Origin of the sequence: Streptomyces sp. NPDC007162 (genome assembly GCF_040634175.1) — a bacterium.
Taxonomy (GTDB): Bacteria; Actinomycetota; Actinomycetes; order Streptomycetales; family Streptomycetaceae; genus Streptomyces.
In genome coordinates this window covers 1-22,242 of the sequence record NZ_JBEYFC010000107.1, presented here as the reverse complement: position 1 = coordinate 22,242, position 22,242 = coordinate 1, and the positions used below count along the sequence as shown (strand labels likewise).

Here is a 22,242-nt window from a genome sequence, read left to right as displayed (position 1 = left end):
GTCGTCACCGACGCCTACGACGTCTCGCCCGCGCTGAGTTCCTCCGCGCCGTCGCTTGGACCGACCGGGTGTACCTGGCCACGGTCGTCGGCGGCCTGCTGGTCGTCGTACTGCCCGTGCTGGGGCTCGGTCTCCGGCTCGACAGCGACTACTGGAGGCGGCGGTGACCCGGCGGTTCAAGGTACTGGTCGTGCTGGTGGTCATGGCGCTGATCGCGGCCGGCGGCATGGTGGTGGCGTGGGCCCGGCAGGACGACGGGCAGCCGGTGACCATCCTCGGCACCTGGACCGGCGACCAGGCGGACCAGTTCGAGGAGGTGCTGCGGGGCTTCGGCATCCCCTTCCAGTACCAGGGCACCGCGGCCCAGCGCGATGTGCTGCTCTCCGAGGTCCAGTCGGGAGAGCCGCCGGACATCGTGATCATGCCGGGCATCGGCCAGCTCGCCGAGTACGCCGACCAGGGCCGCCTCAAGCCGCTGAACCGCCTCTACGACCCGGCGCAGTACGGCGCGCCGTGGAACGCGACCGGCACGAACTCCTCGGCGGTGTACTGGGTGCCGGTCAAGGCGGACCTGAAGAGCATCGTCTGGTACCGGCAGGGCGAGAAGCCCCCCGACTCGCCCGCGCCGCTGCGGAGTTGGTGCATCGGCATGGGGGACGACGGTGCCTCCGGCTGGCCCGGCACCGACTGGATCGAGGACCTCGTGCTGCAACACGCGGGCCCGGCCCGCTACGAGAAGTGGGCGCTGGGCACGGGCAGTGCGCAGTGGTGGCGGAGCGCTCCGGTGCGCTCCGCCTGGGAGGCGTGGGCCGGGCTGCTCGGGCAGGACCGGACCGCGGCCAGGCACGCCCTGCTCACCGACCACCGCGGCTCCCCCAAGAGCCACGGGCTGCTGTTCGGCGCCTGGGGCGGGTGCAGCCTGGAGCACCAGGGGTCCTTCGCCCGCTCCTTCTACCAGTCGGACGCGCAGCACGCGGCCCTGCTGGACTCCGCCCCGCTGCTTCCCGGCGGCGGCCCGGTCCTGGCCCACGAGGTCACCGGCGACTTCGCCGCGCTGTTCAGCAGCCGCTCCCGGGCCAGGGAACTGATCCGCAAGCTGGCCTCGAAGGAGGGCCAGCAGAAGTGGGCCCGCCTCGGCGTCTTCTCGGCGAACCGCCAGGTGACATCGCAGCACAGCGCGGTCGACCGCGAGATCTCCGAGCGGCTCCGGACGGGCCCGCGCTGCCTGGACGCCTCGGACGTCATGGCACCCGCCGTACGGGACGCCTTCTACGAGGCCGTCCTGCAGACCATCGCCAGGGTCGCCGCCGGCCAGAACCCCGGCATCCGGCGTCTTCTCCAGGACGTGCAGCGGGTGCAGGACGCCCAGGCGGCGCAGCGCACCGACAGCAGGGCGGCGCCGAGGACGGTGTGCAGCACACGGTGAGCGCCACCGCGACAGCACCAGCTGATCTCGTCGGCTTTCACAGCGGAGACGAAGGCCGACCGTACGGGTTCTTGCTGTCGCGAACGGGGACGACGACGGCGAAGTCGTCGGAGACCTCGACGCACTCGCCTCCGTCCTGGTTGCCGTAGCTGCTCCTGCGCCAGGCGGCAACGGTCAGGTCGACGGATCGCACGGTCTCTCCTCCAACAGGCGCAGGACGAACTTCCGTGACTCGGCAGGGGACATGGCCAAGTCGCGCACTGCATCGTACGCACGCTGCAAGCGATCAACCGGGCCGTATTCTTCGATCAGTTCGCCCCGGTAGCCGTTCTCCACCCAGCGCGGCAGCACGTGGACCGTCACGTCTTCCCGCTCTCCCGCCATCAGCAGATGCTCGGGTTGCCTGCGCCACTCCCCCACGTCACGAAGCGGTGAGCGCAGGACAGCCCCCGAGATGATGGACCGAAACGGCGGCGCCTCCTCCCCTTCCAGCAACTCCCGCCGCCCCATGCGAGCTTCGACCTGTTGCTCCAGTTCCTCACCCCTGAGGCCACCCGCCGCCAGCAACGCCCGCGCAGCCGTTCGCCCAGCTGCGGCACGGCGACACCCCTCCGTCTCCGTGACTGTCCCGCTACACAGCGCAGCAAGACGACAGGCTCCGGGTTTGTTGGAACGTCATGACAAAGCGATTGACAACCCCTGGGAGCGACCTCATAGTACGTGTCACTAGAGCGCGCTAATAAAGCGCTCTAGCCCCTTCGGAAGCCGTCGGCGGACCTCCCCGTTACTCACCGCTCGTTCCGCTTTCCAGAGCCGACCCATACCGCACAGCGAGGTGCCAGGGACATGCACAGAAACCACCGAGCCGCAGCCATGGCCGCCACCGTCCTGGCGGGCGCCCTGCTCGCCACGGGCTGCTCCAGCAGCTCCGGCGGCAAGAAGTCCGAGGACAGCGGCGCGGCCGCGGCCGCGGGCAAGGCGTCCACGCCCCGCATGACGGTGGCCATGATCACCCACGCCCAGCCCGGCGACACCTTCTGGGACCTGATCCGCAAGGGTGCCGCCGCAGCCGCCGCCAAGGACAACATCAAGCTGGTCTACTCCGCCGACCCGAGCGCCGCCAACCAGGCCAACCTGGTGCAGAACGCGATCGACCAGAAGGTCGACGGCATCGCCCTGACCGCCGCCACGCCGGACGCCCTGAAGGCCGTCGTGACCAAGGCCAAGGCCGCCGGCATCCCGGTGGTCGGCTTCAACTCCGGCCTGGACGCCTGGCAGAAGCTCGGCATGCTGGAGTACTTCGGCCAGGACGAGAACATCGCCGGCGAAGCCTTCGGTGAGCGCCTCGACCGGCTCGACGCCAAGCACGCCCTGTGTGTCGTGCAGGCCCAGGGCCAGGTCGCCCTCGAAGCCCGCTGCGCGGGTCTGGCCAAGGGCTTCAAGGGCAAGACCGACAAGATCTACGTCAACGGCACCGACATGCCCTCGGTCAAGTCCACCATCACCGCCAAGCTCCAGCAGGACTCCTCGATCGACCAGGTCGTCACCCTCGGCGCCCCGATCGCCCTGACCGCCGTCCAGTCCGTGAAGGACGCCGGCAGCAAGGCGAAGGTCGCCACCTTCGACCTCAACAAGGACCTGGTCTCCGCCATCCAGAACGGCTCGGTCGAGTTCGCCGTCGACCAGCAGCCCTACCTCCAGGGCTACCTCGCCGTCGACTCCCTGTGGCTCTACAGGAACAACGGCAACTACAGCGGCGGCGGCACCGCCCCGGTCCTGACGGGACCGGCCTTCGTCACCAAGGACAACGCGGACACGATCGCCAAGTTCGCCGCCGACGGCACCCGCTGACGAACCGTCGGCTCAGCACTCAGCGGGCACTCGGGCCGTCCCCCGCAGGCGGCGGCCCGGTGGTGCCCCGCACCACCAGCTTCGGGTCGAGGACCGCCTCGCGCGGCGCCAGTTCGGGGTTCTCCAGCCGCTCCACGGCGAACCGCACCGCGTACTCGGCCATCAGCCCGGCGTCCTGACGCACCGTGGTGAGGCCGACCGGCATGAGGTGCGAGAGGTGGCTGTCGTCGTAGCCGACCACGGAGATGTCCCGCGGCACCTCGATCCCGCCGCGGGTCATGGCCATCAGCACACCCATCGCACACCGGTCGTTGCCCGCGAGCACCGCGGTCGGCAGCGGCACCCCGCGCTCGCGTTCGGCCAGCAGCAGACGTCCGGTCTCGATGCCGGACCGCTCGGTGTGCTCACCGGGCATCACCCGGATCTCCGGTTCGAGACCGTGCCGGCGCATCGCGGCCCGGTACGACCTGCGCCGCTCGGCCGACCCGGGGCCGCGGCCCCCGTCGATGTGGACGATCCTGCGGTGTCCGAGCTCGACCAGGTGGTCCATGGCCTGCCGGACGCCCTTGCTCTCCGCGCTGTGCACGAAGTCCACCCGGGCCCGTGGCACCCGCCGGCTGATCGACACGGTCGCGGCGCGCCGGCCGAGCCCGTCGAGGTAGGCGGGGTCCGCGTCCGGACCGAGCAGGATCAGGGCCTCGCAGCGGTGCCCGAGCAGCGCCTCGACCGCCTTCTCCTCGCTGCGGCCCTGGGCTGCGGCGGAGAGCAGCACGTCGTAGCCGAGCCGCTCTGCCTCCGGGTAGATGCCCTCGATGAGGTCGGTGTGGAAGGTCTGGTGGACGGTGAACATCACACCGAGGGTGCGACTGCGACCGCGGGCCAGCAGCCGCGCCGCGCTGTCGGGGCGGTACCCGATCTCGTCGGCCACCCGCAGCACCCGCTCGCGCGTCTCCTGACTGGCGCCGGGCTGGTTGCGGAACACGATCGACACCAGCGCCCGGGAGACCCCGGCCCGCTCGGCGACGTCGGCCATCGTCGGCCGCCGCCTGCCCGCTGTATCCACCTGCGCACCCACCCTTCGACAGAGCCCACCCTAGGCCCTGTCCCCGGCAGCTCCGGGAAATCCCCCGGCAACAAGGTATTGACATGACATTTGGACAGGGGTCATCGTATTCGCACTAGAGCGCGCTAGTAGAGCGCAGCAGTCCGCTGACGACACGACGTCTTCATCCCCTCCCCCCGAAGGACACGCCATGGCAACGGCGCCAGCTCCCCTCCGTACGACCGTCGGCAACCTCTGCCTCGGCTCGGCCCCCGACTCCTGGGGCATCTGGTTCCCGGAGGACGAGCACCAGGTCTCGTACACCCGCTTCCTCGACGAGCTGCGGCAGGCCGGTTACGAGTGGTTCGAGCTCGGGCCCTACGGCTACCTGCCCACCGACCCGCTGCGGCTGAAGGAGGAACTCGACGCCCGTGGCCTCAAGGTCTCCGGCGGCACCGCCTTCGGCGCGCTGCACCGGCCCGAGGCCTGGGACGAGACGCTCGCCCACGTCCGTCAGGTCGCCACCCTGACCCAGGCCGCCGACGCCCACCACCTGGTCCTCATCCCGCCCATGTACCGGGACGAGAGGACGGGCGCGTTCACCGAGTCGCCGGAGCTGACCGCCGAGCAGTGGGCGGGTTTCGGCAAGGCCGCCGACCGGCTGGGCAGGCTGCTCCTCGACGAGTACGACATACGCCTCGTCGTCCACCCGCACGCCGACAGCCACCTCCAGACCCAGCCGGAGATCGAGCGGCTGCTGAACGAGTCGGACGCGCGGTACACGAACCTGTGCCTGGACACCGGACACGTCGCCTACGGCGGCGGTGACAACATCGACCTGATCCGGCGCTTCGGCGAGCGCGTCGGTTACGTCCACATCAAGCAGATGGACCCGGAGATCCTGGCCCAGGTCGCCGCCGAGGACCTCGGCTTCGGCGAGGCCGTCAAGCGGGGCGTGTGCGTCTCGCCGCCGGCCGGTGTGCCGAATCCGGCCGAGGTGGTGGCGGAGCTGGCGAAGCTCGACGCCGAGCTGTTCGTGATCGTCGAACAGGACCTGTACCCGTGCGCCCCCGAGGTGCCGCTGCCCATCGCCACCCGCACGCGTGAGTACCTGAACGGCCACGGCCTGTCGGGCACCCGTCGCCCGAACCCGAACCGGTAGGAGGCGGCGACATGGACGTCAGGGACGACGCGGTCCGGGCCACCGCCACGGTCACCGAGCCGCCCTCGCCGGCGGTCTCCCGGCGGCTGCGGATCGTCACGGTCATCGCCACCTTCGGCGGACTGCTCTTCGGCTACGACACCGGTGTCATCAACGGCGCGCTGCCGTACATGAGCAAGGACCTCGGGTTGAACTCGGTCACCGAGGGCATGGTCACCAGCTCGCTGCTGCTGGGTGCCGCGCTCGGCGCGGTGGCCGGCGGCCGCCTTTCGGACGCGCGGGGCCGCCGCCGTACGATCCTCACCCTCGCGGTGCTGTTCTTCGCCGGCGCGCTCGGTGCCACCCTCGCTCCGACCACCGCCGTCATGATCGTGGCCCGGTTCGTGCTGGGCCTCGCGGTCGGCGGTGCCTCGGTGACGGTGCCGGTCTACCTCGCGGAGATCTCCCCCGCCGAGCGGCGCGGTGCGCTGGTCACCCGTAACGAGCTGATGATCGTCAGCGGCCAGCTGCTGGCCTTCACCTCGAACGCGGTCATCGCGAACGTGGGCGGCGAGTCCGGCGGCGTCTGGCGCTGGATGCTGGTGATCGCCACCGTTCCGGCGGTGGTGCTCTGGTTCGGCATGCTGGTCATGCCGGAGAGCCCGCGGTGGCTGGCCTCCCAGACCCGCTTCGGCGAGGCACTGGAAGTCCTGAAGCAGGTCCGCTCCCGGCAGCGCGCCGAGGCAGAGCTGGCCGAGGTCTCCGCGCTCGCCGTGAAGGAGGAGCAGGAGAGGCTCGGCGGCTGGCAGGACATGCGGGCCACGCCGTGGATCCGCAAGCTGATGTTGATCGGGTTCGGCATCGCGATCGTGCAGCAGATCACCGGCGTCAACACGATCATGTACTACGGCACGCAGATCCTCTCGGACGCCGGATTCGCCTCGGACACCGCGCTGACCGCGAACATCGCCAACGGCGTGATCTCGGTGCTGGCCACCTTCGTCGGCATCTGGCTGCTCGGCCGGGTCGACCGCCGGCCGATGCTGATGACCGGGCAGCTCGGCACCACACTGGCGCTGCTGTTCATCGGCGTCTTCTCCCTGGTGCTGCCCGCCGGGGACGGCCGGGCCTACGCCGTGCTGGCCATGACGGTCACCTTCCTCGCCTTCCAGCAGGGCGCGATCTCCCCGGTGACCTGGCTGATGCTCTCCGAGATCTTCCCGATGCGGATGCGCGGCTTCGGGATGGGTGTGGCGGCCGTGGTGCTGTGGCTGACCAACTTCGTGATCGGGCTGGTCTTCCCGTCGCTGGTCTCCGCGATCGGGATCTCCGACACCTTCTTCCTGTTCGTCCTGGCGGGGATCTTCTCGCTCACCTTCGTGAAGCTCTACGTCCCCGAGACCAGGGGCCGCACCCTCGAAACCCTCGAAGCCGAGCTCCGGGCCCGCTTCTCCTGACCCTCTCGAAGGACTGACCCATGACTGTACGTATCGGCGTCATCGGCGCCGGCTGGATCGGCAACGAGCACATCCAGCGCCTCACCCACACCGTCACCGGTGCCCGGGTCACCGTGGTCACCGACATCGATCCGGCGCGTGCCGCCGAGGCCGCCGAGCCGGTCGGCGCCCGGGTGCTGCCCGACGGCGCGGCCGTGGTCGCCGCCGACGACGTGGACGCGGTCCTCGTCACCTCCTGGGGGCCCACCCACGCCGAGCACGTACTGAACGCGATCGCGGCCGGGAAGCCGGTGTTCTGCGAGAAGCCCCTCGCGACCACCGCCGGGGACTGCCTGCGGATCGTCGAGGCCGAGCAGGCGCACGGCCGCCGGCTGGTCCAGGTCGGCTTCATGCGCCGCTACGACGCCGGCTACCGGCAGATGAAGCAGGTCGTCGAGTCGGGGAGGATCGGCGAGCCGCTGATCGTGCACTGCGCCCACCGCAACCCGACCGTCCCGGAGACCTACACCTCCGCGATGGCCGCGCTGGACACGGCGGTGCACGAGGTGGACGTGCTGCGCTGGCTGCTGGACGACGAGATCGTCTCCACCCAGGTGATCACCCCACGGGCCACCGGCAAACGGTTCGAGCACCTCAAGGACCCGCAGATCATGCTCTTCGAAACCGCCAGGGGCGTCCGCATCGACCTGGAGGTCTTCGTCAACTGCCAGTACGGCTACGACATCCAGTGCGAGGCCGTCGGCGAGGAGGGCCTGGTGCGGCTGCCCGACCCGGCCGCCGTCGCCGTCCGTACCGCCGCGCAGCACAGCACGGCCGTCCTCACCGACTGGGTCGGGCGCTTCAAGGACGCCTTCGACACCGAGTTCCGGGAGTGGATCGCCCATCTGGAGGCGGGCCACGAGCCCACCGGCCCCTCGGCCTGGGACGGTTACGCCGCCACCGTCATCACCGCCGCGACCGTCGAGGCCCTGGAAACGGGCACCGTCGTCGCCACCGACATCAAGCCCCGCCCGGCCTTCTACGGAGGCATCGCGTGAAGATCGCCCTCGACCCCTACATGTTCCGCGCCCTGCCGATCGACGACATGGTGCGCACGGTGGCCGAACTCGGCTACGAGTACATCGAGTTGTCGCCCCGCGACGACTTCATGCCGTTCTTCCTGCACCCGCGCGCGGACGACGGGCGGATCGCGGAGCTGAAGAACGCGCTGCGCAGGTACGGGGTGCGGCTGTCGTCCGTGCTGCCGCTCTACAAGTGGTCGTCCCCGGACGAGACCGAGCGGCAGGCGGCCGTCCGCTACTGGAAGCGGATGATCGAGATCACCTCCGACCTCGAATGCCCGCTGATGAACAGCGAGTTCAACGGCAGGCCGGAGCGGGCCGCCGAGAGCGAGGCCGCGTTCTGGCGCTCGCTGGAGGAGTTGCTGCCGCTGTTCGAGCGCGAGGGCATCGCGCTGAACCTGGAGGCCCACCCGGACGATTTCTGCGAGGAGAACACCCCGGCGGTCGACCTGGTCCGCGCGATCGACAAGCCGTGGGTGAACTACCTGTACTGCGCCCCGCACTCCTTCCACCTCTCCGGTGCCGACCCCACGGCCGACATCGCGGCGATGCTGCGCTACGCCGGTGACAGGCTCCAGCACGTGCACATCGCGGACTCCTTCAACCACAAGGGCTCCAGCGGGCTGCGCTACATCCTCAACCCGCCCGGCACGGCGGCCCGGATCCACCAGCACCTGGACATCGGGCAGGGCGAGGTCGACTGGGACGCGTTCTTCGGCACCCTGCGGGAGCTGGACTTCGACGGGGTCGCCACCGCCTGCGTCTTCGCCTGGGAGGAACGGGCGCGCGCATCCTCGGCGTTCATGCTGGACCGCATCACAAAGGAGCTGGCCGGCTAGCGGAGCGCCTGCTCGATCGCCGCCAGCCAGGTGTCGACCGGTCCCGCCGTCAGCAACCCGCTTCCAGCACCGGCGAGTTGGCCGGCGGCCGGGCGCAGCCGGTCCCGGCATCGGCGCAGCGTCGGGTGGTCGCCCAGTTCCAGGGCGACGGCCGCCACGACACACCACAGCGCCTCCTGCACGAGGTCGGCGGGAGGCTCGGGCAGCTCGCGAAGGGTGTCGCGGGCCGTCCTCCCGCCGTCCGCGACGAGCACGAGGGCGGGCCGCACCCAGGGGAGGTACGGCCCCCAGCCGGCCGCCGGCTCGACGGCCTCCCGGATGCCGTACGGACACCGGGCGAGGCGGTCACAGAGCAGCGCCAACGGCAGCAGCCCGTCCCGCACCCCGGGCATGCCGGGCCCTTCGAGCATCCGCCCGACCTCGCGGTAGGCAGCCTCGACGGCCCCGGCAGAGGTGTCCGGCGTACGGCCCCCACGGTCCGGCGGGGGGCCGGCCCCACCGGCTTCGGGGAAACCGGCACGAGACCCCGCACGCCCACCGCACCACCCGGCCGCGCCCGGCCCACCGCCCGCCTCGTCAGGCCCGCTGGCCGCCTCGGCAGCCCCACCGCCCGGCCCCGCCAACCCGCCCCCGCCGGCCGTAACGGGCCCGGCACCGCAACCCGCACGGTCCCCCAGCCCCCCGGGGTCCGTGACACGGCCCGGCGCCGCTCTCCCGTTCCGTCCCCGGACGCGGTCGGCTCCTCCTCCCCCGGCGGGCCCGGCCTGGCCCGTCGCCGCCAGCCGCACCGCCCGGTAGCCCGCCGTGAAGACGCCGACCAGCGGGAGTTCATGGCGGTCGGCCAGGAGGTCGGCCGCCCGGGCGTGTGTGTCGGCGGTGGGGAAGTCGGCGAGGGCGGCGCGTGCCTGGACCCGGATCAGATGGCCGAGCACCTCGTAGGTGACCAGGCCGTGCCGGGTGGCCAGGGCGACGAGTTCGGTGCCGATGGCGTCGCGGCGCGGGGCGAGCCCGGTCCGGGTGCAGGACTGCATGAAGGCACCGTTGAGGGCGAAGGCGAGCAGCGCCGGATCGTCCAGGCGGCGGGCGAGGCGTTCCGCCTCGGCGGCGGCCGCCGGGCCGCGTGCCGACCGGGTCCCCCGCGACTCCAGGGCGATCGTGGCGAGCAGCCGGCAGCGGGTCGCGTCGTGGGTGCCGGCCGCGGGGAGCCGGGCCAGCGCCCGTTCGGCGGCCTCGGTCACCCGGCGGGCGCCGGCCGGGTCGTCGGACCGGGTCCAGATCGCGGGGACGTCGTAGGCGCCGATGAGCCGCGCCGTCAGTTCCGGGTCGCCGGACTCCTCCGCCGCGGCGATCGCGGCGAGCCGGTGTTCACGGGCGGCGGCGAGGCCACCGGAGCCGGTCACCGCGAGGGTGCGCAGCAGGCCGACGGTGGATTCGAGACGGGCCCGCGCACCGGCGGCCACCGTACGGTCGTACGCCTCGGCCGCCCGGGACCACACCCGGGCCGCGGCGGCTTCCCGGTCCGCGTCCAGGGCGGGGTCCTGGGCGAGGATGCCGGCCTCCAGCCGGCGCAGCGCGGGCCCGGGGTCCAGCCCCAGCCGGCCGGTGAGGACGGCGCGGGCACTGCGCAGCACCCGGAGGGCGTCGCCCTGGCGGCCGGTGCGGTAGAGGGCGAGCGCCAGCAGCCGCCGGCCCTCCTCCCGCCACGGGTGTTCCGCGAGGTGGGCGTCCAGATCGGGCACCGCATCGGCCGCCCGGCCCACGGCGAGCAGCGCCGCGGCCCGCTGCTCGACCGCCAGCAGCCGCAGTTCGGTGAGCCTGGCCCGTTCGCCGCGGCACCATGGTTCGTCGGCGAACTCGGCGTAGGCGGGGCCCCGCCACAGCTCCAGTGCCGCGCGCAGCAGCCGGACGGCCTCGGCGGGCTCCGCCTCCGCGGCGCTCTCCACGGCCGACTCGAACCGCCGGGCGTCCACCGCGTCGGTGCGCAGCGCGTAACCGGGGCCGTCGGTGACCAGCAGCCGGGCCGGGGCGCGGGGCGGCCGGCCGGGTTCGAGGGCGCGCCGCAGGTCGCCCACGAAGGTCCGCAGGGCGCCGACCGCGGCGGGCGGCGGCTCGTCCCAGAGGTCGGCGACCAGGCGGGCGACGGGTACGACCCGTCCCCGGGCGACGATCAGCCGGGCCAGTACGGCGCGGTGCCGGAGACCCTTCAGGGCGAGCGGGACGCCGTCGCGCTCGGCCGAGACCGGCCCGAGTACCGCGAAGGCGACGTGGTCCATGCTCACCCGCCCACGGTACGTGCTGCTGATCGGCTGCTGATCCGGGCGGGGGAGGCTCGGCGCATGAACATCCCCGGTTTCCAGACCCACCGTGTCGAGGTCGCCGACGGCGTCCGGCTCCACACGTCCGTCGGCGGCACCGGCAGCCCGGTCGTCCTGCTGCACGGTTTCCCGCAGACCCACCTGATGTGGCGGCACGTGGCCGCCGCCCTCGCGGACGAGCACACCGTGATCTGTCCCGACCTGCGCGGCTACGGCGCCAGTGACAAGCCGGCCGACGCGGACGGGACGTCGTACGCGAAGCGGACCATGGCCGCCGACGTGGTGGCGCTCGCGCGGGAGCTCGGGCACGAGCGGTTCGCGCTGGCCGGGCACGACCGGGGCGCCCTGGTCGCCTTCCGGGCCGGTCTCGACCACCCGGACGCGATCACCCGGCTGGGCCTCCTCGACGTGCTGCCCACGCTGGACATGTGGGAGGTGCTGCACGGCACCACGGCGGCGGTCGCCTTCCACCTCTATCTGATGGCCCAGCCGCCCGGTCTGCCCGAGGAGTTGATCGGGGCGGCCCCGGACGCCTTCTTCGGCCACTTCCTCGACCTGTGGTCCCGTGACCCGGCCGCGCTCCCCGCCGATGTCCGGGCCGCCTACCTGGCCGCCTGCCGGGCGGCCGTGCCGTCGATCGTGGCCGACTACCGGGCCTCGGCCGGCGTCGACACCGAGCACGACCGCGCCGACCGGGAGGCCGGGCGCACCCTGCGCATGCCGGTCACCGTGCTCCAGCAGGACTGGGGGGCCGCCCTCGGCTACGACGCGACCGCGCTGTGGCGGGCCTGGGCACCGGACCTGGAGCACCGCACGGTGGACTGCGGGCACTTCATGGCCGAGGAGGCACCCGGTGAGGTGATCGCCGCACTACGGAAACTGCTGGCCCGCTGACCGGCCGCGCTCCCGGCACCCCGGCCGCCCGGTCCCGGCAGCCGAGGGGGCCGGGACCGGGCGGGTACGGGGGTCAGGCCTTGGCGAGGGTGATCTCCTGCTCCTTGGTGGCGTGGAAGTACGGCAGGGGCAGTCCGCCCGCAGGGCGCAGTTCCAGGACGGTGGCCTCCACCTGGGCCTTGCCGGGGGCCAGCTTCTCCGAGGAGACCTTCCCGGTGTTCTGCCACTTGTGCGAGGTGCCGTCGCACTCGGCCCGGGTGCCGCCGATGCCGTGCCGGAAGTTCGGCGAGTCCTGGCTGATCGAGGAGCTGATGAACACCGGCCCGGTGGCATCGGTGCAGGTGTACGTGCCGGAGAGGGTGACCGTGCCGTCGCCGGCGAGCCGGCCGGTCGTCTCGACGGTGACGGATTCGGTGGGGTCGGCGGTCGCGGACGCGGGGGCGACGGCGACGCACAGCAGGGCGGCGGAACCGAGGGCCGCTGCGAGTACGGGGCGTACGGGCATGGTTTCCTTCCCGGAATGCGGGGGCGGGGCATGCCCTGGATACCGGGCAGCCGGGTCCCGGCGCGTGACCGTCACTCCTTCGGTGGCGCGTCCCGTGGGGGTTCCGTGTCCCGGCGGCGCGGCGACCGTCGTGACGGCGTCCGAAGGTTGTCCGCGTGTTGTCACAGGTCCCGGCGGGCGGTTCCCCGGCGTTCACGACGGGAGCATGGTCTGGGTATGCCGGTCGGCGACCGTGCCGGAGGCAGACCCGTGGAGGTGCGCCATGTGTTCCCACCAGTTCCCGAGCGCGACGGCCGACCGCGGCCCGGCGCACGTCGTCGCCGCCCACCCCGAGCAGGGCTGGAGCCTGCGGTGCGACGGGGCGATCGTCTTCGACGACACGGGTGAGCTGCGCGCCGACGGCAGCGTGGTCCCGCCGCGCCGCGGCCCGGCCGAACGGCTCGCCGTCGCCGCCTGACCCGGCCCGGCCACCTCGCGGCAGGGCACGGCCGCCGCCATCCGGCGTACCCCGCAATACTGACTCTCATTCAGCCGGGCACCAGAGGTGACCAGCAGTGATGCCGGGGACCTAAAATGATCAACGTGCCCGAGCAACACGCCCCGAGGTCCCTCATCGTCACGCTCTACGGCGCGTACGGCCGCTTCCTGCCCGGTCCGGTGCCCGTCGCCGAGCTGATCCGGCTGCTGGCCGCCGTCGGTGTGGACGGCCCCTCCGTACGCTCCTCGGTGTCCCGGCTGAAACGGCGTGGGCTGCTGGTCCCGGCGAGGACCGCACAGGGCACCGCCGGATACGACCTGTCCGCCGAGGCACGGCAGCTGCTCGACGACGGCGACCGCCGGGTGTACGCCGAAGCTCCCCCGGAGAACGAGGGCTGGGTGCTCGCGGTGTTCTCGGTGCCCGAGTCGGAGCGGCAGAAGCGGCACGTGCTGCGCTCCCGGCTGGCCGGGCTCGGCTTCGGCACCGCCGCGCCCGGCGTGTGGATCGCCCCGGCCCGGCTGTTCGAGGAGACCCGGCACACCCTGCGCCGCCTCCGCCTCGACCCGTACGTGGACTTCTTCCGCGGTGACCACCTCGGCTTCGCGCCCACCGCGGAGGCGGTCGCCCGCTGGTGGGACCTGACGGCCATCGCCAAGGCGCACGAGGAGTTCCTGGACGCCCACGAGCCGGTGCTGCGCGGCTGGGAGCACCGCGCGGACACCCCTGAGGAGGACGCCTACCGCGACTACCTCCGCGCCCTCGACTCCTGGCGCCACCTGCCGTACACCGACCCCGGGCTGCCGACCGGGCTGCTGCCCGCCGACTGGCCGGGCATCCGCTCGGCGGCCGTCTTCCGGGCGCTGCACGAGCGGCTGCGGGACGCGGGAGGCGCGTTCGCCGGTCTGTGAACAGTGACCTCCTGCACACCAGGAGTCACTCAGCCAAACCTCAGCTTCCTTCATCAGTCCTCTCAGACTTCTCACCTACCCTTCGACGGGTCGCCCTCGACGTCGCCTACCGGTACTTCGCCACCCCGAAGCGCCGGTTCATCCTCGCCGACACACCCGGCCACGTGCAGTACACCCGCAACATGGTCACCGGCGCCTCCACCGCCGAGCTGACCGTGATCCTGGTCGACGCCCGCAACGGCGTGGTCGAGCAGACCCGCCGGCACGCCGCGATCGCCGCCCTGCTGCGCGTCCCGCACGTGGTGCTCGCCGTCAACAAGATGGACCTGGTCGGCTACCAGGAGCCGATCTTCGCGGGGATCGCCGAGGAGTTCACGGCGTACGCGACCGAACTGGGCGTCCCCGAGGTCACCGCGATCCCGATCTCGGCGCTCGTCGGCGACAACGTCGTGGAACCCTCCGCGAACATGGACTGGTACGGCGGCCCGACCGTCCTGGAGCACCTGGAGACCGTCCCGGTCAGCCACGACCTGGCGCACTGCCACGCCCGGCTGCCGGTGCAGTACGTCATCCGCCCCCAGAGCGCGGAGCACCCGGACTACCGGGGCTACGCCGGCCAGATCGCGGCCGGGACGTTCCACGTCGGCGAAGCGGTCACGGTGCTGCCGTCCGGCCGTACGACGACGGTCTCCGGCATCGACCTGCTGGGCCGGCCGGTCGACACGGCGTGGACGACCCAGTCGGTGACCCTGCTGCTCACGGACGACATCGACGTCTCGCGCGGCGACCTGATCGTGCCGACGAAGGACGCCCCGGCGACCACCCAGGACGTCGAGGCGACCGTCTGCCACGTCGCCGACGCGCCGCTGACCGTCGGCCACCGGGTGCTGCTCAAGCACGGCACCCGCACCGTCAAGGCGATCGTCAAGGACATCCCGTCCCGGCTCACCCTCGACGACCTCTCCCTGCACCCGCACCCGGGACAGCTCGTCGCCAACGACATCGGCCGGGTGAAGATCCGTACCGCCGAGCCGCTGCCGGTCGACTCCTACTCGGACTCGCGCCGCACCGGCTCGTTCATCCTGATCGACCCCGCCGACGGCACCACGCTCACCGCGGGCATGGTCGGCGAGTCGTTCGCGTCCCCCGAGCCGGTCAAGGACGAGCCCGAAGACGACGGCTGGGACTTCTGACATGCAGACGACCGACGTCTACTCGACGTTCGCGAAGGAGGGCGGCCGCGTCGGCAGCGGTGCCCTCGGCAGCGGGCAGGGCGGGGTGGCGCGATGTGCGTGCTGACGTACGCGCACTGCCTGCGCGCCCTGGCCCCCCACCCGACGTCCCGGATGCGACGAAGACCTGCCGACCTCCCGGCCACGACCTGAAAGACCGTGACCGCCGGGCCAACGAGAGGAAACCCTCCCGTGCCTGTCAACCGCTCAACTCTCCTTCGCCGCGGCATGGCCGTGGTCGCCGCCCTCCCCTTGCTCACGCTCGCCGCCTGCGGCTACGGGTCGAAGTCCACGACCGACAACGCCAAGGAGAAGGTCTCCGCCGGATCCTCGAAGATCGACGGCCTCGACTCGGTCAAGATCGGCTACTTCGGCAACCTCACCCACGGGACCGCGCTCGTCGCCCGTCAGCAGGGTTACTTCCAGAAGCAGCTGGGTGCCACCAAGGCGGCTTACCAGATCTTCAACGCCGGCCCCTCGGAGATCGAGGCGCTCAACTCCGGCTCCATCGACATCGGCTGGATCGGCCCGTCCCCGTCGATCAACGGCTACGTCAAGTCGAACGGCAAGAGTCTGAAGATCATCGGCGGTTCGGCCTCCGGCGGTGTCAAGCTCGTCGTGAACCCGAAGAAGATCAAGTCCCTGAAGGACGTCAAGGGCAAGAAGATCGCGACACCGCAGCTGGGCAACACGCAGGACGTGGCGTTCCTCAACTGGATCGCCGACCAGGGCTGGAAGGTCGACGCCAACACCGGCAAGGGCGACGTGTCGGTGGTCCGCACCGACAACAAGATCACCCCCGACGCCTACAAGTCCGGGGCCGTCGACGGCGCCTGGGTGCCCGAGCCGACCGCGTCCAAGCTGGTCGCCGAGGGCGGCAAGGTGCTGCTCGACGAGTCGACGCTGTGGCCGGACAAGAAGTTCGTGATCACGAACATCATCGTGCGGCAGCAGTTCCTCAAGGAGCACCCGAAGGCCGTCGAGGCGGTGCTGAAGGCCTCGGTCGAGGCCAACAAGTGGATCAACGCCAACCCGGACCAGGCCAAGGCGGTGGCGAACAAGCAGCTGGAGGCCGACTCCGGCAAGGCGCTGCCCGACGACGTCCTGGACCCGGCGTGGAAGTCGATCCAGTTCACCGACGACCCGCTGGCCGCCACCCTCAACACCGAGGCGGAGCACGCGGTCAAGGCCGGCCTGCTGGAGAAGCCCGACCTGAAGGGGATCTACGACCTGACGATCCTCAACAAGGTCCTCAAGGCCGAGGGCGAGGCCACCGTCTCCGACGCCGGTCTCGGCAGCAGCTGACGGAACCCGACGAGATCCCAGGAGGTGACGACCATGGCCACGACCCTCGCCAAGGCCGACGAGACCGTCGAGTACGCGGCGCGGCTGGAGCACGTCTCCAAGTCCTTCGCCGGACCGGGTGGGCAGCAGCTCGTCCTGGACGACATCAGCCTCGATGTCGCGCCGGGCGAGTTCGTCACCCTCCTGGGGGCCTCGGGCTGCGGCAAGTCCACGCTGCTGAACCTGGTGGCCGGTCTGGACGCGCCGAGTACCGGTGCCATCGCGACGGACGGCCGCCCGGCCCTGATGTTCCAGGAACACGCCCTCTTCCCGTGGCTGACCGCGGGCAAGAACATCGAACTCGCCCTCAGGCTCCGCGGCGTCCCGAAGTACGAGCGGCGCGACAAGGCCGAGGAACTGCTCGAACTCGTCCGGCTGAAGGGCGCGTACGGCAAGCGCGTGCACGAGCTGTCGGGCGGCATGCGGCAGCGGGTGGCGCTGGCGCGGGCGCTCGGCCAGGAGAGCAACCTGCTGCTGATGGACGAGCCGTTCGCGGCCCTCGACGCCATCACGCGGGACGTGCTGCACGACGAACTGACCCGGATCTGGGCGGAGACCGGACTGTCCGTCCTCTTCGTCACGCACAACGTGCGCGAGGCGGTGCGGCTGGCCCAGCGGGTCATCCTGCTCTCGTCCCGCCCCGGCCGGATCGCCCGCGAGTGGACGGTCGGCATCCCGCAGCCGCGTCGCATCGAGGACGCGCCCGTCGCCGAACTGTCCCTTGAGATCACCGATGTACTGCGGGGGGAGATCCGCCGTCATGGCCAGCACTGAGACCACGCCGACCCAGGATGCCGGAAGCGTCGAGGCGGGCCTCGACGCGCTGGAGACCTCGGTCGCCGGGCGGCCGCCCTTCAGCCAGACCTTCCGGAACAAGATCCTGCCGCCGATCATCGCCGTCGCGGTGGTGCTGGTCGCCTGGACCCTGCTCTACCCGGTCGTCGACGACCCGTCGAAACTGCCCTCCCCCGCCGACGTCTGGAGCGCGGTCGAGGACCAGTGGGTCAAGGGGACCCTGCTCAGCTACATCTGGGGCAGCGTCTCCCGCGGTCTGCTGGGCTTCCTGCTCGCGCTGGTGATCGGCACGCCGCTGGGCCTGGTGGTGGCGCGGGTGAAGTTCGTCCGCGCGGCCTTCGGCCCGATCCTGTCCGGCCTCCAGTCGCTGCCCTCGGTCGCCTGGGTGGCGCCCGCGGTCATCTGGCTGGGGCTGGACAACTCGGTGATGTTCACGGTGATCCTGCTGGGCGCCGTGCCCTCCATCGCCAACGGTCTGGTGTCGGGCGTCGACCAGGTGCCCCCGCTGTTCCTGCGTGCGGGCCGCACGCTCGGCGCGACGGGCCTGCGCGGCACCTGGCACATCGTGATGCCGGCCGCGCTGCCCGGCTACGTGGCCGGCCTGAAGCAGGGCTGGGCGTTCTCCTGGCGTTCGCTGATGGCCGCGGAGATCATCGCCCAGTCGCCGGACATGGGCATGGGGCTCGGTCAGCTGCTGGAAGTGGGCCGTACCAACAGCGACATGGCGACGGTCTTCCTGGCCATCCTGCTCATCCTGTTCGTCGGCATCGCCATCGACCTGCTGATCTTCAGCCCGCTGGAGCGCTGGGTGCTGCGCAGCCGCGGTCTGCTGGTGAAGAGCTGAGGGCCGCCGTGCGGAGGAAGCCGGTGCGCCCCGTCCTCGTGGTGATCGCCCACGGCAGCCGTGATCCACGGCACGCGGCGACCGTGCACGCCCTGGTGGAGCGGGTGCGGTCGCTGCGGCCTGGGCTGCGCGTGGAGACCGGCTTCCTGGACTTCAACATCCCGTCCGTGCACGGTGTGCTGGAGTCACTGGCGGCGGAGGGCGTCCAGGACGTCGTCGCCCTCCCCCTCCTCCTCACCCGCGCGTTCCACGCGAAGGCCGACATCCCGGCCGTCCTGCGCGACGCGCCGCCGCGGCTGCGGATCCGGCAGGCGGACGTGCTGGGCCCGTCCCCGCTGCTGCTTTCGGCCCTGGAACAGCGGCTGCACGAGGCGGGGCTGGGCCCTGCCGACAAGTCCTCGACCGGGGTGGTGCTGGCCTCGGCGGGGTCCAGCGACCCGGAGGCGATCGCGGTGATCGCGGACATCGCGCGCCAGTGGCGGGGCACCGGCTGGCGCGCCGTGCGGCCCGCGTTCGCCTCCGCGTCCCTGCCCCGCACCGAGGACGCGGTACGCGAACTACGGGAGCTGGGCTGCGCCCGGGTGGCGGTGGCCCCGTACGTCCTCGCACCCGGCTTCCTGCCCGACCGGATCGCCCGGGGCGCGGCGGAGGCGGACGTACTGGCCGAGGTGCTGGGTCCGGCGCCGGAGGTGGCGCGCGTGCTCCTCCAGCGGTACGACGCGGCCCGCCTGCCCGCGCTGGCGGCCGTGGGGGCCTGACAGGCCGGTGTTCGCGGTCCGGCGCTCCCCTGTCCGTCGGACCGCGAACAGCCGGTCCACGGCGGGCCCTTGCGGGCACTCGCTGCCGTGGCCGGCTCTTCTTACTGCGTCGTGCGGGGCGCACGTGTCACACCTGTGGCTTTACCGGTTCGGTTCCCGGCGACTTGTCACTGTTGGGCAGTTGACCCGGTGGTCGCGGTCACCGTGGCCGCGGGACCGACACCGGCCGCGGTGACGGCGGCGACGGTCACGGTGTAGCGGGTGCCGGGCCGCAGTCCGCCGAGCACCCGGAACATGCCCTTGGCGGACGGCTGGGTGACCAGGACGTCCCGCCCGGTGACGTCGACCGGGGCGCGGCCGTCGGAGACGGTGATGCGGTAGCCGGTCACCCGGGCGTCGCCGGTGTCGGTGGGCGGGGTCCAGGCGAGGGTGGCCGCGGTGGCCGTCGTGCGCAGTTTCGGGCCGGTCGGTGCGGCCGGGAGGGTGTGCGCGGCGGCCGGGGCCAGCGGTGCCGAGGCGAGTGAGGGGGCGCTCTCGCCGTGGGCGTTGCGGGCGGTGACCGTCACGGTGACGGGGATCGCGGGGACACCGAGGCGGATCAGGGCGGTCCGCTTGAACTCGGCCGCGGACGCGCTCGCTTCGCCGACCTGACGGCCGGTCGCGTCGTAGGCCCGCGCCGTGTACCCCGTCACCGGTGAACCCCCGTCCGCGAAGGTGGGGTTGAAGGTGACCCAGAGCGCGTCGGCACCGGCGGTGCCGGTCCCGACCCGGGAGGGCGCCTCGGGAACGGAGACGGCGCCGACGCGGCGGTCGAGCAACTTCCGGTAGGCGGGTTCCAGTCCGGCGTCGTCCAGTACGGCCGCCGGTACGTCGGAGAGTCCCGTGATGATCTGGTTGCCGGTGGTGACCAGGCCCTTGTTGTCGCCGTCGGCCGTGCCCTCCTCCCACCAGTTGTCCTTGACCAGGGTCGGGTCGTTGTTGCCGAGGCCGTCGCGGTAGTCGGTGTGCCGGGAGGCGACGTTGGCGTAGGAGGCGTGGTAGAGGACGTTGCCCTCGACGGTCTCGTAGGTGCAGCCGTTGTCGGTGTAGACGTTCTTGCCGAGGCCCCACTGGTCGTGGATGACGTTCCCGGTGACCTTCTCGCCGTCGGTCAGGGAGGTCCCGGTCAGACCCTGGGTGTAGACGCCGCCGCCGTCGTCGAGCATCTGCATGTAGTCGTAGATCAGGTTGCTCCGCACGGCGTTGTCGTGGCTGGGGTTGGGCGTGGCCGGATCGCCGATCTTGTCGGGCCAGCCGCCCCAGCCCAGGGAGACGGCCGAGTAGCCGACGTGGTCGATCTGGTTGTGGGCGATGGTGTCGTGCTGCGTGTAGCCGTTGAGGATCGCCACCCCGCCGTGGTACTCGCGGGGCAGGCCGTAGAGGTGGTTGTCGGTCACCTGGACGCCGGAGGCGGGCGTCTGCCCGTCGACTCCGCCGATCTCGACGCCGTTGCCGGAGATGTCGGTGAAGATGCTCCCGCTGACCGTGGAGTCCGCCGAGCCCGCCCCCAGTTCGAGGCCGGAGGCGCCGAGGTGGGCGAAGACGTCGTCGGCGAAGCCGATGCGCTGCCCGTACGCGAACGACACGTTGCCCGGCATCTTCGTCCAGGACGCGAACGGGCAGGTGCCGCCCTCGACGTACTGGCACAGCCCCTGGGTGGCCCAGCCCCGGTCCCCGGTGATCGTGTAGCCGGCCTGGATCTCGGAGAAGCCCTCCGGGCCGCTCGGCGTCAGCCAGGTCGCGTAGCCGAACTCGATGTTCCGGAAGGCGATGTCGTGCACGGGCGCGTCCGCCGTGCCCCGTCCCTCGACCAGTTTCTCGGCGGCCGCCGCCTCGACGTCGGCGCGGGACAGGCTCTCGCCCTTGCGGGGCAGGTAGTAGACCCGGTGCGCGCTCTTGTCGAGGTACCACTCACCGGGCTGGTCGAGCAGTTCGTAGGCGTTCTCCACGTACGACGGCTTGCCGCCGTCGGTGAGTTTCCCGGGGCCGACCATGCTGACCGTGCGCCCGGGGATGTCGGGGAACTCCACGCGTTTGTTGGAGTTGTCCCAGCAGGGCTGGGTCATGGTGATCGTGGTTCCCTCGGCGGCGGCGACACGGCAGCGCGGCTCGGTCCACTGCCCGAGTCCGTTGCGCTCCACGTTCCACAGCGCCTCGCCGCTGGTGTACACGAACTCCGCGTCGGCGGGGTGCTTCCAGTGGGCGATCGTGTCGGAGGACGCGGTGTAACCGGTGGCGGTCTGGGTGAGGGTGACCGGTACGGCCCCGCGGGCCCGTTGGGCGCGCACCCCGTCGACGTACAACTGCCGGGTGTCGGTGAGCCCTCGGGGGGCCGGCGCGGACCACAGCCCGGCCCGGCCCGGCACCTGCCGCCAGCCGGTGACCCGGCGGCCGCCGCTGATCAGGGTGGCGTCACCGGTGCCCTGCCAGATCACCCGGTGGCCGTTGCCGCCGGAGTCGCGGGCGTCCAGGACCAGGGGCCCGGTGCGGCGGTAGGTGCCCGGGGCGAGGTGGACGGTGAGGTCGGCGCGCAGACCGGCGACCCTGGCCCGGACCAGGTCGCGGGCGCGGTCGAGGGTGCGGACGGGGCTTCGTGCGGTGCCGGGGGCGTGGTCGTCGCCGGTGGGTGAGACGTAGACGTCGGAGGAGGCGCGGGCCTCGGCCGTGGCCGGGGCGGCGAGGCCCGGGGTGCCGAGGGCGAGCGCGGTGACGAGGGTGATCAGGGCGGCTCTTCGGTGCGTGGGCATGTACCCCTCCCGTGGGATCAGCCTGGACCCAACGCCGGGAAAGGTAGGAGCATTTGGACGCCTCGGTCAATGAACATGACGGGATTGCTCACGAGAACCCGGACAAGTCCCCTGATTCATCGGACCAGTGGGGCCTCGGCTATGCCGGTCAGCCGGTCAGCTCGACCAGCTTGAGGGCGGTGTTCCAGTTCCGGGTGGTGGCGATCAGCCCCTTGTTGACCCGGGACCGGGACAGCGCCTCCGCCAGCTTGGAACGGCCGAGGCCGTCCGGGGCGTACAGGTACAGCGCCCGGTCCCCGAGGCGGAACTCCTCCGGGAGGTGGGCGGCCGGGTCGATGCCCGCGTACCGCTCCGGGGTGACCGGCCCGGAGAGGTAGGTGACGTGCAGCTGCTTGGCCTCCAGTTCGGCCGCCGAAAAGGGGCAGGCCTCGGCGACCGCCTTCAGATACGCGTGGTCACGGACCAGCACGTCGACCGAGGTCAAGGCCGAGTTCATCCACCGGCTGGCCGACGCGGGTCTGACGACGATCGAGGCGACCAGTTTCGTACACCCCGAGTGGGTGCCC

Annotated in this window: 18 protein-coding genes and 3 pseudogenes; 14 read left to right on the top strand and 7 right to left on the bottom strand. The window is 71.9% G+C overall.

Features of this window, described 5'->3' with window-relative positions:
• Nucleotides 1–163 precede the first annotated feature (163 nt).
• Complete coding sequence (locus tag ABZ646_RS15610; RefSeq protein WP_360518339.1) at nt 164–1,426, top strand: ABC transporter substrate-binding protein; 1,263 nt, start codon at nt 164–166, stop codon at nt 1,424–1,426.
• A gap of 58 nt (nt 1,427–1,484) precedes the next feature.
• Here the strand turns inward: ABZ646_RS15610 and ABZ646_RS15605 are convergent.
• Nucleotides 1,485–1,619: pseudogene (locus ABZ646_RS15605) on the bottom strand (DUF397 domain-containing protein); the annotation flags it as partial.
• A pseudogene (locus ABZ646_RS15600) lies at nt 1,601–2,002 on the bottom strand (Scr1 family TA system antitoxin-like transcriptional regulator); the annotation flags it as partial. The pseudogenes ABZ646_RS15605 and ABZ646_RS15600, both read right to left, overlap by 19 nt.
• Before the next feature lie 270 nt (nt 2,003–2,272).
• Between ABZ646_RS15600 and ABZ646_RS15595 the strand changes: the two are divergent.
• Complete coding sequence (locus tag ABZ646_RS15595) at nt 2,273–3,277, top strand: substrate-binding domain-containing protein (protein WP_360518336.1); 1,005 nt, start codon at nt 2,273–2,275, stop codon at nt 3,275–3,277.
• A 19-nt stretch (nt 3,278–3,296) separates the two neighbouring features.
• Here ABZ646_RS15595 and ABZ646_RS15590 read toward each other — a convergent pair whose 3' ends face one another.
• A complete protein-coding gene (locus ABZ646_RS15590; protein ID WP_360518333.1) occupies nt 3,297–4,310 on the bottom strand; it encodes a LacI family DNA-binding transcriptional regulator in 1,014 nt (337 codons plus the stop codon).
• Nucleotides 4,311–4,530: 220 nt separating this feature from the next.
• Here ABZ646_RS15590 and ABZ646_RS15585 point away from each other — a divergent pair, with 220 nt between their 5' ends.
• From ABZ646_RS15585 to ABZ646_RS15570, 4 genes are read left to right on the top strand one after another with little or no spacing between them, the layout of a single operon-like run.
• Nucleotides 4,531–5,481 (top strand): TIM barrel protein, encoded by a 951-nt coding sequence (locus ABZ646_RS15585; protein WP_360518330.1) that lies wholly within the window; start codon nt 4,531–4,533, stop codon nt 5,479–5,481.
• Nucleotides 5,482–5,492: 11 nt separating this feature from the next.
• On the top strand, nt 5,493–6,917 hold the full coding sequence (locus ABZ646_RS15580) for a sugar porter family MFS transporter (protein WP_360518327.1): 1,425 nt from the start codon (nt 5,493–5,495) through the stop codon (nt 6,915–6,917).
• Nucleotides 6,918–6,937: 20 nt separating this feature from the next.
• Nucleotides 6,938–7,954 carry a Gfo/Idh/MocA family oxidoreductase gene (locus ABZ646_RS15575; RefSeq protein ID WP_360518324.1) on the top strand — a complete coding sequence of 339 codons (1,017 nt, stop codon included), beginning with the start codon at nt 6,938–6,940 and terminating at the stop codon, nt 7,952–7,954.
• Nucleotides 7,951–8,817, top strand: a complete 867-nt coding sequence (locus ABZ646_RS15570; RefSeq protein WP_360518321.1) for a sugar phosphate isomerase/epimerase — start codon at nt 7,951–7,953, stop codon at nt 8,815–8,817. Before ABZ646_RS15575 ends, ABZ646_RS15570 begins: the two co-directional genes overlap by 4 nt.
• Here the strand turns inward: ABZ646_RS15570 and ABZ646_RS15565 are convergent.
• Nucleotides 8,814–11,090, bottom strand: a complete 2,277-nt coding sequence (locus ABZ646_RS15565; RefSeq protein WP_360518342.1) for a BTAD domain-containing putative transcriptional regulator — start codon at nt 11,088–11,090, stop codon at nt 8,814–8,816. The two genes, ABZ646_RS15570 and ABZ646_RS15565, sit on opposite strands and share 4 nt — an antisense overlap.
• A gap of 63 nt (nt 11,091–11,153) precedes the next feature.
• Here ABZ646_RS15565 and ABZ646_RS15560 point away from each other — a divergent pair, with 63 nt between their 5' ends.
• Nucleotides 11,154–12,026: an alpha/beta hydrolase gene (locus ABZ646_RS15560; RefSeq protein ID WP_360518318.1), complete on the top strand. Its 873-nt coding sequence runs from the start codon at nt 11,154–11,156 to the stop codon at nt 12,024–12,026.
• 73 nt (nt 12,027–12,099) lie between these two features.
• Here ABZ646_RS15560 and ABZ646_RS15555 read toward each other — a convergent pair whose 3' ends face one another.
• A complete protein-coding gene (locus ABZ646_RS15555; protein WP_360518315.1) occupies nt 12,100–12,531 on the bottom strand; it encodes a DUF6299 family protein in 432 nt (143 codons plus the stop codon).
• Between the two features lie 262 nt (nt 12,532–12,793).
• Here ABZ646_RS15555 and ABZ646_RS15550 point away from each other — a divergent pair, with 262 nt between their 5' ends.
• The 7 genes and pseudogenes from ABZ646_RS15550 to ABZ646_RS15520 all read left to right on the top strand — a co-directional run bounded on the left by ABZ646_RS15550 (nt 12,794) and on the right by ABZ646_RS15520 (nt 18,890).
• Nucleotides 12,794–12,988, top strand: a complete 195-nt coding sequence (locus ABZ646_RS15550; protein ID WP_360518312.1) for a DUF5999 family protein — start codon at nt 12,794–12,796, stop codon at nt 12,986–12,988.
• A 116-nt stretch (nt 12,989–13,104) separates the two neighbouring features.
• Entirely contained in the window at nt 13,105–13,917 is an 813-nt protein-coding gene (locus ABZ646_RS15545; protein WP_360518309.1) for a PaaX family transcriptional regulator C-terminal domain-containing protein, read from the top strand.
• Nucleotides 13,908–15,110 (top strand): annotated as a pseudogene (locus ABZ646_RS15540) (GTP-binding protein); the annotation flags it as partial. The gene ABZ646_RS15545 and the pseudogene ABZ646_RS15540, both read left to right, overlap by 10 nt.
• Nucleotides 15,111–15,341: 231 nt before the next feature.
• A complete protein-coding gene (locus tag ABZ646_RS15535; RefSeq protein WP_360518306.1) occupies nt 15,342–16,454 on the top strand; it encodes an aliphatic sulfonate ABC transporter substrate-binding protein in 1,113 nt (370 codons plus the stop codon).
• A gap of 33 nt (nt 16,455–16,487) precedes the next feature.
• A complete protein-coding gene (locus ABZ646_RS15530; protein ID WP_360518303.1) occupies nt 16,488–17,267 on the top strand; it encodes an ABC transporter ATP-binding protein in 780 nt (259 codons plus the stop codon).
• Entirely contained in the window at nt 17,254–18,132 is an 879-nt protein-coding gene (locus ABZ646_RS15525) for an ABC transporter permease (protein ID WP_360518300.1), read from the top strand. The genes ABZ646_RS15530 and ABZ646_RS15525 overlap by 14 nt, the downstream gene beginning before the upstream one ends.
• 8 nt (nt 18,133–18,140) lie before the next feature.
• Nucleotides 18,141–18,890, top strand: coding sequence for a sirohydrochlorin chelatase (locus ABZ646_RS15520; protein WP_360518297.1), 750 nt, complete (start codon nt 18,141–18,143; stop codon nt 18,888–18,890).
• Between the two features lie 167 nt (nt 18,891–19,057).
• Here the strand turns inward: ABZ646_RS15520 and ABZ646_RS15515 are convergent, their stop codons facing one another.
• Nucleotides 19,058–21,676 carry a right-handed parallel beta-helix repeat-containing protein gene (locus tag ABZ646_RS15515; protein WP_360518294.1) on the bottom strand — a complete coding sequence of 873 codons (2,619 nt, stop codon included), beginning with the start codon at nt 21,674–21,676 and terminating at the stop codon, nt 19,058–19,060.
• A 148-nt stretch (nt 21,677–21,824) separates the two neighbouring features.
• The coding region (locus ABZ646_RS15510) for a DUF1697 domain-containing protein (protein WP_360518291.1) at nt 21,825–22,242 on the bottom strand (418 nt) is incomplete at its 5' end.